General features: G+C 68.4%; 8 protein-coding genes. 3 read left to right on the top strand and 5 right to left on the bottom strand.

Annotated elements, in window-relative coordinates; all coding sequences use genetic code 11:
* Window positions 1-7: 7 nt before the first annotated feature.
* Window positions 8-5413: a pullulanase-type alpha-1,6-glucosidase gene (gene pulA, locus AB0M63_RS22960; protein WP_366020650.1), complete on the bottom strand. Its 5406-nt coding sequence runs from the start codon at window positions 5411-5413 to the stop codon at window positions 8-10.
* 192 nt (window positions 5414-5605) lie between these two features.
* On the opposite strand from pulA, the gene AB0M63_RS22955 reads away from it, so the two are divergent.
* Both AB0M63_RS22955 and AB0M63_RS22950 read left to right on the top strand, forming a co-directional pair.
* The gene (locus AB0M63_RS22955) at window positions 5606-7678 is read left to right on the top strand and encodes a carbohydrate-binding module family 20 domain-containing protein (RefSeq protein ID WP_366020649.1); all 2073 of its coding nucleotides are present in this window, start codon (window positions 5606-5608) and stop codon (window positions 7676-7678) included.
* 148 nt (window positions 7679-7826) lie between these two features.
* Window positions 7827-8405 carry a DUF4232 domain-containing protein gene (locus tag AB0M63_RS22950; RefSeq protein WP_355909491.1) on the top strand — a complete coding sequence of 193 codons (579 nt, stop codon included), beginning with the start codon at window positions 7827-7829 and terminating at the stop codon, window positions 8403-8405.
* A 21-nt stretch (window positions 8406-8426) separates the two neighbouring features.
* On the opposite strand, the gene AB0M63_RS22945 is transcribed toward AB0M63_RS22950, so the two are convergent.
* Window positions 8427-9203, bottom strand: coding sequence for a glucose 1-dehydrogenase (locus tag AB0M63_RS22945; RefSeq protein ID WP_366020648.1), 777 nt, complete (start codon window positions 9201-9203; stop codon window positions 8427-8429).
* A gap of 87 nt (window positions 9204-9290) precedes the next feature.
* On the opposite strand from AB0M63_RS22945, the gene AB0M63_RS22940 reads away from it, so the two are divergent.
* Window positions 9291-10154: a helix-turn-helix transcriptional regulator gene (locus AB0M63_RS22940; protein WP_366020647.1), complete on the top strand. Its 864-nt coding sequence runs from the start codon at window positions 9291-9293 to the stop codon at window positions 10152-10154.
* Here AB0M63_RS22940 and AB0M63_RS22935 read toward each other — a convergent pair.
* The 3 genes from AB0M63_RS22935 to AB0M63_RS22925 form a co-directional block, all read right to left on the bottom strand.
* The gene (locus AB0M63_RS22935) at window positions 10130-11506 is read right to left on the bottom strand and encodes an alpha-amylase family protein (protein WP_366020646.1); all 1377 of its coding nucleotides are present in this window, start codon (window positions 11504-11506) and stop codon (window positions 10130-10132) included. The genes AB0M63_RS22940 and AB0M63_RS22935 overlap by 25 nt on opposite strands.
* Before the next feature lie 148 nt (window positions 11507-11654).
* Entirely contained in the window at window positions 11655-13319 is a 1665-nt protein-coding gene (locus tag AB0M63_RS22930; RefSeq protein WP_355909479.1) for a glycoside hydrolase family 13 protein, read from the bottom strand.
* A gap of 167 nt (window positions 13320-13486) precedes the next feature.
* A complete protein-coding gene (locus tag AB0M63_RS22925; protein WP_355909476.1) occupies window positions 13487-14341 on the bottom strand; it encodes an ABC transporter permease subunit in 855 nt (284 codons plus the stop codon).
* Window positions 14342-14349 lie beyond the last annotated feature (8 nt).

The following is a 14349-nucleotide window of genomic DNA, read 5'->3' as shown; positions in this document are numbered from 1 at the left end:
TGCGCTTTCAGGATGTCCGGGTGAATACCGCCACTGTGCGCCCCGGGACGGTGAAGGTGCCCGTTCCCTTCGTGTACGACGCGGACTTCACGGTGGTGTCCGCGCCCGCCGCCTGCACCGGATGCAGCCGATAGCCGGTACCGGACAGCGCGTCCACCGTCTGCTCCCGGGTGCCCGGCGTCGCGTTGAACACGACCACGAGATCACCGAGTTCCATGGTGATCACCCCGGGCGTCTCGCCCGTCCCCGACAGCGGGAAGGACAGCTTCGACTGCACCTGCCCGGCCGTGTCGAGCGAGAACGCGGGCTCGGTCGTACGGATCCTCAGCAGATCCCGGTACGCGGCCGAGGCCCCCTCGATCTGCCCGCAGCCCACCTTGACCGACGTCAACAGGCCCTTGGCGTACGGCCACTTGGACTCGTTGTCGGCCGCCATCGGCAGCCCCTGCCCGAAGCCGTTGCCGTCCGCGCAGTTCCAGTGGATCGCGTTGAACCAGTCGCCGCTGTCGAAGGAGTTGCGGTCCAGGGACTTGGAGCGCAGCAGATCGGTCCCGGCCTGCGACAGCGACGGACCCTGCGAAAGGGTCGCCGTGGCCATGGCGAGGACCTGCATCCGGGCCCGGTCGGCGGCGGGGGTGCCGGCCGGCAACTTGTAGGCCAGCGCGTCGAACAGGGACTCGTTGTCGTGCGCGTCGACATAGGCGAGGGCATCACCCGGCGCGTCCGCGTATCCGGCGGCCGTGCCGTTGTAGTCGACCTCGGCGCCGGTGACGTCCTTCCCGTCCGTGTCGGTGAACCGGTACTTGGCGAGGTTGCCGCTCAGGCCGACCTTGATGAGGTCCTGGTAGTGCAGCAGGCGGGCCTTCTGCTCGGCCGAAGTGCCGTTCGCCGTCGAGGAGTTGGGGTCGGTGTAAAGACCGGACGCGAAGCCCTGGACACCGGGGTCCGCGTCGAAGGGGCTGCCGCCGCGCACGGCGTCACGGGCCCGGTCGGAGAAGGTCGCGATGCCCGTGCCGGCCATGTTCTTCTGCGTGGCCTGCACAAAGCGGGCGTCGTCGGCGACCTCGCCGAAGTTCCAGCCCTCGCCGTACATGATGATCTCCTTGCCGTCGACCCCGTCCTTCGCGGGGGTCAGCGCGTCCAACGCCCTGCGTACGGCGAGGATGTTGGCCTTCGGCTGGTGCCCCATGAGGTCGAAGCGGAAGCCGTCGACCTTGTACTCCTTGGCCCAGGTGACCACGGAGTCGACGACGAGCTTGCCCATCATGGCGTTCTCGGTGGCCGTGTTGGCACAGCAGGTGGAGGTGGCCACACTGCCGTCGGCCAGCAGCCGCTGGTAGTAGCCGGGCACGATCTTGTCCAGGACCGAGTAGTCCGCCTGACCGCTGGCCGCCGTGTGGTTGTAGACGACGTCCATGACGACCCTCAGCCCGTCCTCGTTCAGCGACTCGACCATCTTCCGGAACTCGACGGTACGGCCGGTGCCGTCCGGATCGGTCGCGTACGAACCCTCCGGAACGGTGAAGTGGTAAGGGTCGTAACCCCAGTTGTAGGCGTCCTTCGCGGCGACGGCCGCCACGCACTCCTGCTGCTTCTCGGAGTCGGCCGCGTAGGAGGCGAGGTCGCAGTCGGTGGTCGACTGCTCGGACTTCTTCTCCGGGATGGTGGCGATGTCGAAGGCGGGCAGCAAGTGCACATACGACGTACCGGACTTGGCCAGTTCCCGCAGATGCTTCGAGCCGTCGCTGTCCTTGTCGGTGAAGGCGAGATACGTGCCCCGGTCGGCGGCCGGGACCGTCTCGTCCGCCACCGAGTAGTCGCGGATGTGCAGCTCCTGGATCTCGGCGCCCTTCAGCGCCACCGCCTTGGGCTTCTTCAGGCTCGACCAGCCGCTCGGGGCAAGGGACCTGTCGTCGAGGTCGGTGACGAGGCTGCGCTCGGAGTCGGCGGTGAGGGCGACCGAGTAGGGGTCGGTGACCTTGTTGGTGACCAGCTTCTGGACGGTCGGCGCCCAGACCTTCACGACGTACCGGTAGGGCTTGTTCTTCCAGGAGGCCGGACCGGTGACGGACCAGACGCCGGTGGCGGAGTCACGGCTCATTCTCTTGAGCGAGCCGTCCAGCTCCAGTGACACGCTCTGCGCGGTCGGCGCCCAGACGGCCAGCGTGGGACGGCCGTTGTGGAAGGTCGGGCCCAGCTCGGCCTTGGTCGCGGCGGCGTACACGTCGTCGAGGACACCGGCGATCTGTACGCCCGTCGCCGCCAACACGGCCCCGTTGACGGCCCGTTGGGAGGCGACGAGCTGACCGGTCAGGGCCTCTCGCACCCGGCCCCGGTCACGTGGATCGACGGACCAGGCCGTGTAGTCCTTCAGATAGGGGAACTTGGCCTTCTGGGCGTCGGTGAGCGTCGTCTTCGACAGCCGGAGCCAGCGCTCGTCGTCGCTCGTCAGCGTGCCGTCCTTCACGGCGATCGAACCGTCGTGGGAGTAGAGGAGCTGGGTGGAGGCGGCCGCGTCCGAGCCGTTCCAGGCGACCGTGTTCCGGTCGACCCAGACCGCCTTGGAGGTGGTCATGTCGAGGGCAGCCGCACTGCCCGCCGGCTGCGGCAGGAGGTACTTCTCCTGGCCGTTGAGCAGCCACACCTCGTAGCCGTTGGACTTGAGGTCGAGCGACTGGTCGGCGGAGAGGTCCTTCTCGTCGCCCTTGTGGAGGATGTAACTGAGGCTGGTGGCACCGGAGTTGAGCGGCACCTCGAAGACGGCGCCATAGGCGTCGGTCTTCACCGGCTGCAAGGGGCTCGACCAGTCGGTCGGGTTCGCCGCCCCCGTCCAGACGTGCAGACCCCAGCCGGTGTAGTCGCCGTCCGCGCGGTGGTAGTGGATGACGGCCTTGGTGGTGTCCTGCGCCGGGTAGTCGGGCCGGTCCGTCGCTACGGTCTCCTTGCCCTGCTCGATCCAGACCTCGCCGGTCTTGGTGACATCGATCGAGCGGTCGGCGGAGACGTCCTTGTTGCCGTCCTTGTCGATCACCAGGAAGCCGACGTTCGTGGCGCCGGGCTTCAACTTGACGTAGGCGAAGGCACCGTAGGCGTCCCGCCCGACGAACGGGTGACTGGCCGGCCAGGTCGTCGCCTCACCGTCGGCGATGTCACCCCAGGCGTACAGGCCCCAGTTGTCGTAGTCGCCGTCGGCGCGCTTGTAGTGGACGATCGCGTAGTCGCGGGAGGAGGCCGTGGGGACCTCCTCGGCGGGCGGGGTGCCGGAGGTGGAGGCCGCCGTCGCACTCGCCGTGCGGCCGGTCGAGTCGACCACAACCGCCTTGTAGCGCAGGGCTGTTCCGGCCGGTACGTCCTTGGCGAGGGTCTGGGTGACCTTGTAGGGGGCGTGGTCGGCCGAGCCCAGCGTCCGCCACTTGCCGTTGCCGGTCTGGGCGGCGAAGACGACCCGGTCGAGCCGGCCGCCGGTGACATCGGCGCTCAGCTCGACGGTGCCGGTGGCTCCGGCGTCGGGCGCCTTGAGGGTGATCGTGGGCTTGGTGGTCGGCTTGGCGAGGGAGCCCGCCGCCTTGAACACGATCGCGGAACCGGCCGGGACCGTGACCGTCACCTTGTTGTCGGCGCCGCTCGTCGCGGTGGCAGAAGTCCCGTAGATCCCCCGGTACTTCATGTCCGGCGTACCGGTCGCGAAGGTCACGGTCCTGGCGGTGTCGGCGTTGTTGAGGGCGACGACGTACTCGGCGCTGCCGCTGGTGCGGGTGAAGGCGTAGACACCGGCGCCGTCCGCCGCGTAGCGCTCGGTCTGGACGCCGTCGGTCAGGGCCGGGTTGTCCTTGCGGAGCTTGGAGAGGGCGGCGATCTGCTGGTACAGCGGGGCGGTCGAGTCGTACGCGTCGCTCGCGGCCGTGCGGTCGGTGCCGATCTCGTCGTCGTCGAGATAGTCGGTGATCTTGGAGGCGAACATCGGCTGTCGGGCGTCCTTGTCGCCGCCGGAGCCGGTGAAGCCCTGTTCGTCGCCGTAGTAGACGACGGGGTTGCCGCGGCTGAGGAACATCAGCTCGTTGGCGAGCTTGTCCTTGGCGAGGAGTTCGGCGTCGGTGGCCTTCGGGTTGTCCTGGTCGAGGAAGTAGCCGATGCGGCCCATGTCGTGGTTGCCGAGGAAGGTGACCTGCTCGTACGCGTTCGCCTTGTCGGTCGTGTACTTGTAGTCGTCGCCGAAGACGCTCGCGAGCTTCTGTGCGCTGCCGCCCTGGGAGGCGTAGGTGCGGGCCGCGTCCTGGAAGGGGAAGTCGAGCGTGGCGTCGAGGCGGCCCTGGGTGACGTACGGCGAAGTGACGGACGTGTCGGCGGAGTAGACCTCGCCGAACATGAAGAAGTTCTTCCGGCCGTGCGCGGCGGCGTACTTGTCGAGGGCCGTCGCCCACTGGGTCCAGAAGTCCATGTCGACGTGCTTGACGGTGTCGATGCGGAAGCCGTCGACGTCGAAGTCGCGCACCCACTTCTCGTAGATCTTCTCCATGCCGCTGACGACCTCGGGACGTTCGGTCCACAGGTCGTCGAGGCCGGAGAAGTCGCCGTAGGTCGCGTTCTCGCCGACGTAGGTCGAGTCGCCGCGATTGTGGTACATCGTCGGGTCGTTGAGCCAGGCGGGGACCTTCACGTTCGCCTTGTCGGCGGGGACGGTCGGGGTCTTGGGGAAGGAGGATGCGGAGACGGCGGGGAAGGTCTTCGTGCCGTCCGCGTAGTCGGCGTCGTCGAAGGGCTGACCGTCCTTGGTCAGGTACGGGAAAGCGCCCTTGGACAGGTAGTCGTAGGACTTGCCCTCGTAGTCGACGACGTCGGCGGTGTGGTTGGTGATGACGTCGAAGAAGACCTTCATGCCCTTGGCGTGGGCCTTGGCGATGAGGGTCGCCAGGTCCTTGTTGGTGCCGAAGTGCGGGTCGACCTGGGTGAAGTCCGTGATCCAGTAACCGTGGTAGCCGGCCGAGGCGTCGGCGCCCGTCCCCTGCACGGGCTGGTTCTTGAAGATCGGGGCCATCCAGATGGCGGTGGTGCCGAGGCCCTTGATGTAGTCGAGCTTCTTTGTCAGGCCCTTGAGGTCGCCGCCCTGGTAGAAGCCCTTGTCGGTGAGGTCGTAGCCCGTACTGAGACGTGAACCGGTCAGCCCGCCCTGGTCGTTGGAGGTGTCGCCGTTGGCGAACCGGTCCGGCATCACGAAGTAGAACTGCTCGCGGGTGTCGTCGTGCCGGGCTGGCGTCGACGCCAGCTTCGCGTCGGACGGGGGTGCGGGCGGGTCCGCCGCGTGGGCCGCGAGGGGTGGGACGAAGGCCGCGACGAGTGCGGCGACCACGACACCCACGACTCGTCCTCGTAGCGCGGTGCGGCGCGTCCGGGGCGCCGGCCATCTCGGTATCACAGGCGTGAACTCCTCGCGATTACGACTCAGTTCGGGTCCGACCCCGGCGTGACCGTATCGCCGACGCAAGGGTTGCAGCAAGACTTCTGAAAGTCACAGAAAGAACTTTCAACCGCAACCTTGACGTGCCCTTCTCAACTGGCCCACGCTCACCAGTTGTTGAAACCCGAATCCCCCCTTTCGGAGCCGCAGATGAGCAGATACCGATCGCCGGGAGCCGTCAGGCGTGTGGTCAGCGCCGCGGCCGCCGGCGCCCTGGCACTCGCGGGAGCCATCGCCCTCCCCGCCACCACCGCCCACGCGGACACCACCGCCGAGGGCGACGTCATCGCCAACCTGTGGGAATGGAACTGGGACTCCATCGCCTCCGAGTGCACCGACGTGCTGGGCCCGGCCGGTTACGGCGCGGTCCAGGTCGCCCCGCCCTCCGAGTCGCTGAAGCAGACCAACTACTACTGGTGGGACGTCTACCAGCCGTACTCGTACGACCTGAACAGCCGCTTCGGTACGGCGGCCCAGTTCGCGAACATGGTCAGCGCGTGCCACACGGCCGGCGTGAAGGTCTACACGGACGCGGTGATCAACCACACCGCCGCGCAGACCGGCACCGGCTACGACGGCACCACGATCACCAGCAAGTACGACACCCCGGACTGGGACCCGAGCGACTACCACACCTCCGCCGACTGCCCCACCTCCGACCTGACCATCCAGGACTACTCGAACCTCACCCAGGTCCAGAACTGCGAACTCCTTGGCCTGCCCGACCTCAAGACCAGTGCGGACAACGTCCGTTCGGGCCTCGCCGCCTTCCTCAACAAGCAGATCGCGCTGGGCGTCGACGGCTTCCGCGTCGACTCGGCCAAGCACATTCCGGCCACCGACATGGCGGCGATCGTCGCCAAACTGAACACCACGACGTCCGGTGCGGCGCCGTACGTCTTCGACGAGGTCTACCCCGGTTCGACCCCGCAGCCCAGCGACTACTACGGCTCCGGCGACGTCCTCGACTTCACGTACGCGAGCAGGATGAAGTCGGCGTTCCAGGGGAACGTGAGCGACCTGTCCTCCCTGGAGAGCAGCGGCATCCTCCCGGCCGCCAACTCGGTGTCCTTCGTGACCAACCACGACACCGAACGCAACGGCCTGGACATGAGCTACAAGGGCGGCGACAGCTACAAGCTGGCCAACCTCTTCGAGCTGGCCTACAAGTGGTCGACGCCGACGATCTACTCCAGTTGGCAGTGGACCCAGAGCGACCAGGCGCCGCCGAACTCGGCCGGCTTCGTCACCGACACGGACTGCTCGGGGAGTTGGAACTGCCTCGACCGTGACACGGCCGTCGTCGGCATGGTGGCCTGGCACAACGCGACCGGCAGCGCGGCCGTCTCCGACTGGTCGACCAAGTCGTCCTCCGTCATCGGCTTCGGCCGCAGCGGCGCGGGCTTCTTCGCCGTCAACAACGGTTCCGGCGCGGCCACTTACACCTTCGCGACCGGCATGGCGGACGGCACGTACGCCAATGTCATCGACGGCGGCGCGAGCACGGTGACGGTCTCCGGCGGGAACGCGAGCATCACCATCCCCGCCAAGGACGCGGTCGCGTTCTACAACGCGGACTACACCTGCACGGTCGGCTGCGACGACTCCGGCGGCGGTGGCTCGACCGGTTCCACGGTGACCGCCACCTTCGACGAGTACGCATCCACCACGTCCGGCACCGGGGTCTACGTCGTCGGCTCCATCGACGCGCTCGGCGCCTGGGACACGTCGAAGGCGGTCGCGCTGTCCTCGTCCGGATACCCGGTCTGGTCCGGGGCGGTGAGCGTGCCGACCAACACGTCCTTCACCTACAAGTACATCAAGAAGGACTCGTCCGGAAACGTCACCTGGGAGTCGAACGCCAACAGAGCTGCTACGACGACCACTTCGGCACTCTCGCTCGACAACTCCTGGAACGTGGCCGACGCCGACGCCACCGACGTCACCTTCAACGAGTCCGCGACCACCGACCTCGGGACCAACGTCTACGTCGTCGGCTCCATCGCGTCGCTCGGCTCCTGGAACACGAGCGACGCGATCCCGTTGTCGTCGGCGTCGTACCCGACGTGGAGCAGGCTGGTCATCGTCCCGAAGAGCACGGCCTTCACGTACAAGTACATCAAGAAGGACAGCTCCGGCTCCGTGACCTGGGAGTCCGGCACCAACCGCTCCTACACGACGGGCACCTCGTCGGGCTACACGGCGAGCGACACCTGGAAGTAGCGCGGCGGCCGCACGGCCGACCGTGAGCGGGCCCCGTCGAGAGTTCTTCGACGGGGCCGGTTTTCTCCCGAACTTTTCCGCCGCGTCACGCATCGCACTGTTTGTAGGGCGAAGGACGACCACAGAGCGCGAGCGGAGAACCGTCACCATGAACGACCAGCGGAACACCACCGACCGGACAGCCACCGCCAAGCACCGCGGCCCCCGCAGGACCGGCCGCACCGTGCTCGCCGCGACCGCCGTGGCGGCCCTGGGCCTCGCCTGGGCGGGCACCGCCGAGGCCGCGAGCCCCAGCACGCCGACCTGTTCCGCCGCCGCGCTCAAGGCCACCTTCGGCCGGCAGCTCGCGGGCGGGATGAACCACCAGGGTGTCGTCATCAATCTGCGCAACCTGAGCGGCAGGACGTGCGCGCTGCGCGGCTACCCCGGGCTCGGCCTGGAGAACTCCGCGCACAAGAAGCTCACGACCCACACGGCCTGGGGCAACACCTGGTACGCGCACAACCCCGGCAAGAAGACCCTCACCCTCAAGGACGGCGAGAGCGCGGAGGCCGTGGTCGCCTGGACCCACGCCAACACCGGCACCTCGGGCGCGGTGCACGCCTCCTACCTGGAGATCACGCCGCCGGCCTCGACCCAGCACAAGACACTGGCCTTCCCCCAGTGGGTCGACCACGGCGACCTGGCCGTGACGGCGATGGCCAAGCACGTCAGCATTACTCCCTGACCCCGCCCCGGCGGCGGTCGCTCAGGCTCCGCCGCCGCCGTCGACCTGCAGAATCGCGCCGGTCACGAAGGAGGCGCGGTCGCTGAGCAGCCAGGCGGCGGCCTCGGCGATCTCGGCGGGGTCGGCCGCACGGCGCAGGGGGGTGAGCGCGATGAGGCGGTCCATGAGCCCGGGCGACTCCGCCGCCCAGTCGCGGATCATCTCGGTGAGGGTGCCGCCGGGGGCGATGGCGTTGACCCGGATGTTCTCGGGTCCGTAGGTGACGGCGGCCGACTGGGTGAGGCTGTTGACCGCTCGCTTCAGGGCGCCGTAGACGGGCAGTTCGGGGTTGGCGCGCAGGCTGCCGACGGAGGAGTTGTTGACGATCGCGCCGGTCCCGGCGGTGGCCCGGATGGCGGCGACCTCGGCCGCCATGGACAGCCAGACACCCTTGAGGTTCACGGCGGTGAGCTGGTCGAAGTCGGCTTCCGGGAGCCCCTCCATGGGGCCGGGGTGCTGGCCGATCGCGCCGTTGTTGAAGGCGATGTCGAGGCGGCCGTAGACCGACACCGTACGGTCCACGGCGGCACGGACGCTGTCCGCGTCGGCCAGGTCGCACACCGTGTACTCGGCGGTGCCGCCCGCCGCCCGGATCTCCTCGGTCACCGTCTTGAGCTGGTCCTCCGTGCGGGCCGCCAGCAGCACCCGGGCGCCCTCACGGGCGAAGAGCCGGGCGGCCGCCGCGCCGATGCCGCGTCCGGCTCCGCTGACGAACGCGACCTTGCCGGTCAGCAGGCCTGAATTCATTGTGTTGTTCATGGCTACGAGCCTGCGTCCGGGCGTGGGGCCCATCCAGGCACCGGCAGTACCTGGATCGGCCGCCCCGGACCGGCGCACACTGAGGACGTGGACAGACGAGAACTCGCCGCTTTCCTGCGCAGCAGGCGCGAGCGGATCACCCCCGCCGAGGTGGGTCTGCCCGCCGGGCCGCGCCGCCGCACCCCGGGACTGCGCCGGGAGGAGGTGGCGCACCTGGCGTACATCTCGACCGAGTACTACACCCGCCTGGAGCAGGCCCGCGGCCCACGGCCCTCGCGCGAGGTGCTGGGCGGGCTGTCCCGGGCGCTGCGGCTGTCGGACGCCGAGCGCGACCATCTGCATCACCTCGCCGGCGCCCCGCCCGGCCCGCCTCCGGGGCCCTCGCGCGAGGTACGGCAGAGCCTCCTCGATCTGCTGCGCCGGCTGCCGCGGTCCGCGGCCTTCGTGACGTCGGCGACCATGGAGGTGCTGGCCTGGAACGATCTGGCGGCGGCCCTGATGGAGGACTTCTCCGCGCTGCCCCCGCGCGAGCGCAACCTCGTGCGCCGGGCCTTCCTCGCCCCGCGCCCGGAGGGCGTCCGGCTGTACGGGGTGTCGGACGTGGACGCGTTCGCCCGGCTCTCGGCCCAGCGGCTGCGGGGCGCCGCGGCCCGCTACCCCGACGCTCCCGAGGTGACCGGGCTGGTCTCCGAACTCCTGGCCGGGAGCGAGGAGTTCAGGCGGCTGTGGGAGTCCCACGACGTGAGTGCCGAGCCCACCCTGTGCAAGACCTTCCAGCACCCCATGGTGGGCCCGATCACCGTCAACTGCGACGCCCTCGACATCACCGACCGGGACCAGCAGGTCGTGATCTACACCGCCACCCCGGGCTCACCGGACGAGGAGGCGCTGCGTCTGCTGTCCGTCATCGGTACCCAGCGGATGGATCAGCAGCTCGACTTCCCGGCGTAGATCGCCAGCGCCGTGTTGCTGCCGAGGGTGGTGGTGAACTGGCCCGAACTGTTCACCGTCACCGCCGTGTTGTTCTGGACGTTGCAGTACGTGCCCGCGGCCATGGAGGTCTGGTACGTCTGGGTCAGCGACGACGACTCGTGGTTGATGGCCACATAGCCCTTGCTGCCCCGACCGAAGCCGATCGCGTCGTTGCCGTCGTCCCACCAGTTGCTGAGGGACTGGCCGCTCGTCGCGTTGCGGAAGGCGACCATGGACTTGATCTCCGGCCAGGCGTGCTGGCACTTCCAGCCGTCCTGCCAACAGGCGGTCACCGAGCCGTTGTTGGGCGGTCCGGCGTCCGCGTCCGACCACTCGTAGCCGGAGTTGATGTCCGGGGCACCGTACGGGTAGGCGAGCATGAAGACGTTCGCGAGGGTGTAGTTGGCGCCGTCCTTGTAGTTCAGGGTCGACCCGTTGCGCTCGGTGTCGTGGTTGTCCACGAAGACACCGGCGACCGAGCTGCTCAAGTACCCCCAGCCCTCACCGTAGTTCTTCAGGTAGGCGAGGTTCTCGTTGTTGAAGACGCGCTTGAGGTCGTAGGCGTAGCGGAACTCCTGGACGTCTCCGTTGCCGGTGTACTCGGTGGGCTGGACGGCCTCGCCGGCGCCGTAGATGACCTCCTGCTTCCAGTACACGGAGGGGTTGGTCAGGCGGGACTTGATGTTCGCGAGGTCGGTCGCCGGGATGTGCTTGGCCGCGTCGATGCGGAAGCCGTCGGCGCCGTAGCCGAGGAGGGTGTTCATGTAGCCGGCGATGGTGGCGCGGACGTACTCCTCGCCGGTGTCCAGGTCGGCCAGGCCGACGAGTTCGCAGTTCTGGACGTTGGCCCGGTTGGTGTAGTCGCTGACCGTCGACGTGCAGTCGTCCATGTCGTACGAGGAGTACAGGCCGGGGTAGTTGTACTTCGTGTACGTCGAACCGCCGGTGCCGGTGCCGCTGCCCGCCGACATGTGGTTGATGACGGTGTCGACGACGACCTTCACGCCCGCCGCGTGGCAGGTGCTGATCATGTTCTGGAAGGCGGTCGCGTCGCCGAGCCGTCCGGCGATCTTGTAGCTCACCGGCTGGTACGACGTCCACCACTGCGAGCCCTGTATGTGCTCGGCGGGCGGGGAGACCTGGACGTAGCCGTAACCGGCCGGGCCGAGGGTGTTGGTGCACTCCTTGGCGACCGAGGCGAAGTTCCACTCGAAGAGGACGGCGGTGACGTCCTTGGTACCGGGTGGGGAGGCGTGTGCGGTGCCGGGCACCAGGACGGCCGTCGCGGCGGCGAGGGCGAAGGCTCCTGCAAGTGATCTGCTGCTGGCCATGTGGGGGTTCCTTCTCCGTTGAAGGCACTTGAAGGTTCTTGCTGAAACTCAATGGAAACCGCTGGAAAACCTTGCGGTGGCCAGATGTTAAAGGCCCGCCACCCAAAAGGGCAGCGGGCCGTGTGAAGTTGCTGCAAGAAGTTCCCTGTTACGGCGTGGTGGTCCACCACGTCGTCGTGTCGGCGGGCAGCTTCGCCTCGCCGGACGCCTCGGTCACCTCACCGCTGGCGAGCAGGAGACGGCCGTACGCCGGAGTCGTCACCGACTCCCCGCTGGTGTTCGCGACACACACGAACTCCCCGCGCCGGAAGGCGAGTACGCCCTCGGGCGCACGCAGCCACTCCACCGAGTCGCCCGCGCCGAGGTCGGGCTGGGTGCGGCGGGCGGCGAGGGCTGCCCGGTACAGTTCCAGCGTCGAACCGGCCGTGCCCGTCTGCGCCTCGATGCTCAACTCGCCCCAGCCGTCCGGCTGCGGCAGCCAGCTCCCGCCGTTCCCGAAGCCGTACGACGATCCGCCGCGCGTCCACGGGATCGGCACCCGGCAGCCGTCGCGGAAGCCGTCCTGGCCGGCGCCCCGGAAGTACGCCGGGTCCTGGCGCACCTCGTCCGGCAGGTCGACGACGTCCGGCAGGCCGAGCTCCTCGCCCTGGTAGATGTACGCCGATCCGGGCAGCGCCAGCATCAGCAGCGTCGCCGCGCGGGCCCGGCGCAGGCCCAACTCCCGGTCGCCCGCCGTGCGGATCTGGGTGCCGAGACCGGGCGGGTTGGCGAAGCGGGTGGCGTGCCGGGTGACGTCGTGGTTGGACAGCACCCAGGTGGCGGGGGCGCCGACCGGGCGCATGGCCTCCAGAGTGCGGTCGATGACCGTACGGAGTTCCCCGGCGTCCCAATCGGTCGACAGGTACTGGAAGTTGAAGGCCTGGTGGAGTTCGTCGGGGCGGACGTAGTTCGCGGTGCGCTCGACGGTCGGGGTCCACGCCTCGGCGACGAAGATGCGCTCGCCCGCGTACTCGTCGAGGACCGTGCGCCACTGGCGGTACACGTCGTGCACGCCGTCCTGGTCGAAGAACGGCATGACATCGTTGCCCAGCAGCTTCACCTGATCGTGGGAGCCGAGGTCGGGCAGACCCTCCGCCTTGACCAGGCCGTGGGCCACGTCGATCCGGAAGCCGTCGACTCCGATGTCGAGCCAGAAACGCAGGATCGAGCGGAACTCGTCGCCGACCGCCGGGTGTTCCCAGTTGAAGTCGGGCTGCTCGGGCGCGAAGAGGTGGAGGTACCACTCCCCGTCCTCGACCCGGGTCCAGGCGGGGCCGCCGAAGATGGACTCCCAGTCGTTGGGCGGGAGTTCGCCGTTATCGCCCTTGCCGGGGCGGAAGTGGTAGCGCTCCCGCAGCGGCGAGCCGGGGCCTTCGCGCAACGCCCGCTTGAACCACTCGTGCTGGTCCGAGGAGTGGTTGGGGACCAGGTCGACGATGATGCGCAGGCCGAGTCCGTGGGCGTCGCGGATCAGCGCGTCGGCGTCGAGCAGGTTGCCGAACATGGGGTCCACGGCACGGTAGTCGGCCACGTCGTAGCCGGCGTCCGCCTGCGGGGAGGCGTAGAACGGGCTGAGCCAGACGGCGTCGATGCCGAGGTCGCGCAGATACGGGAGCCGGGTGCGGACGCCTTCCAGGTCGCCCATGCCGTCGGCGTTGCTGTCGGCGAAGCTGCGGGGGTAGACCTGGTAGATCACCGCGTCCTTCCACCAGTCGCGGTGACGGTTGATGGTGACAGTGGCGGGGGCCGGTGCGGCGGATTGCTGCTGGCTCATGGCGTCCTTGGTGCGTAACGGGGTTCGGGTCATGGGGAGTTGGTGACGAGGCGGCCGTGGTGTCAGCGGGGTCGGATGGACAGCCACGGCCGCCTCGGGTCTTTTGTTGGGTGCGGCGGGATGGAAGCTGAGTGCGCAGTTCCCCGCGCCCCTATCGGGGGCGCGTCCTAGCCCTTCGTGCCACCCGCTGTCAGGCCGGTTACCAAGTTCTTCTGGACGAGGTAGAAGAAGGCGGCCACTGGTATCGCGATCAGTACCGCCGTCGCCGCCATCAGGTTGCGCTGCGCGTCGTGTTCGCTGACGAAGGTCTGGAGGCCGACCGCGAAGGTGTACTTGGTGTCGGACAGCATGAACGTCGAGGCGAAGGCGACCTCGCCGAAGGCGGTGAGGAAGCTGTAGAACGCGGCGACCGCCAGGCCCGGCTTGGCGAGCGGCAGGATCAGTCGCGCGAACGTGCCGAAGGGGTTCAGCCCGTCGACGCGTCCGGCCTCGTCGATCTCGAACGGGATCGTGTCGAAGTAACCCTTGAGCAGCCAGGCGCAATACGGCACCGCCGTCGAGCAGTAGACGAGGATGAGACCAAGGTAGCTGTCGATGAGCTGGAGATTCGCCAGAATCTGGTACATCGGCACGATGAGTACCGCTATCGGGAACATCTGGGTGACCAGGAGCACCCACATGAACTTGCGGTAGCCGGGGAAGCGCATCCGCGAGACGGCGTAGCCGGTGCTGGCGGCGATGGTCACGCCGATGACCGTGGTGCCGAGCGAGACGATCAGCGAACTCTTCAACCAGTCGAAGAACTCGGTGTGCTGGAGCACGAACGAGTAGTTGCCGAGCGTCATCTTCTTCCAGATGCCGGCCGGGTGGAGGTAGTCGTCCGAGTCCGGGCCGAGGGAGAGGAAGACCAGCCAGGCGATCGGGAAGAGGGCGATCAGGCTCGCGACGACGAGGATGCCGTGCGAGGTGAGGGAGCCGGCGCGGCTCAACTCGCCCCTGCGGCGGGTGGTGTTGCTGCTCATGGGGACTC

Source organism: Streptomyces sp. NPDC051576 (assembly GCF_040681835.1).
Taxonomy (GTDB): Bacteria; Actinomycetota; Actinomycetes; order Streptomycetales; family Streptomycetaceae; genus Streptomyces.
This window is presented reverse-complemented; position numbering and strand designations above follow the sequence as displayed.

Excerpts from the sequence above, each read along its gene's own strand:
- AB0M63_RS22955 (WP_366020649.1), top strand. The coding sequence starts at position 5,606 with ATGAGCAGATACCGATCGCCGGGAGCCGTCAGGCGTGTGGTCAGCGCC.
- AB0M63_RS22950 (WP_355909491.1), top strand. The coding sequence starts at position 7,827 with ATGAACGACCAGCGGAACACCACCGACCGGACAGCCACCGCCAAGCAC.
- AB0M63_RS22945 (WP_366020648.1), bottom strand. The coding sequence starts at position 9,203 with ATGAACAACACAATGAATTCAGGCCTGCTGACCGGCAAGGTCGCGTTC.
- AB0M63_RS22935 (WP_366020646.1), bottom strand. The coding sequence starts at position 11,506 with ATGGCCAGCAGCAGATCACTTGCAGGAGCCTTCGCCCTCGCCGCCGCG.
- AB0M63_RS22930 (WP_355909479.1), bottom strand. The coding sequence starts at position 13,319 with ATGAGCCAGCAGCAATCCGCCGCACCGGCCCCCGCCACTGTCACCATC.
- AB0M63_RS22925 (WP_355909476.1), bottom strand. The coding sequence starts at position 14,341 with ATGAGCAGCAACACCACCCGCCGCAGGGGCGAGTTGAGCCGCGCCGGC.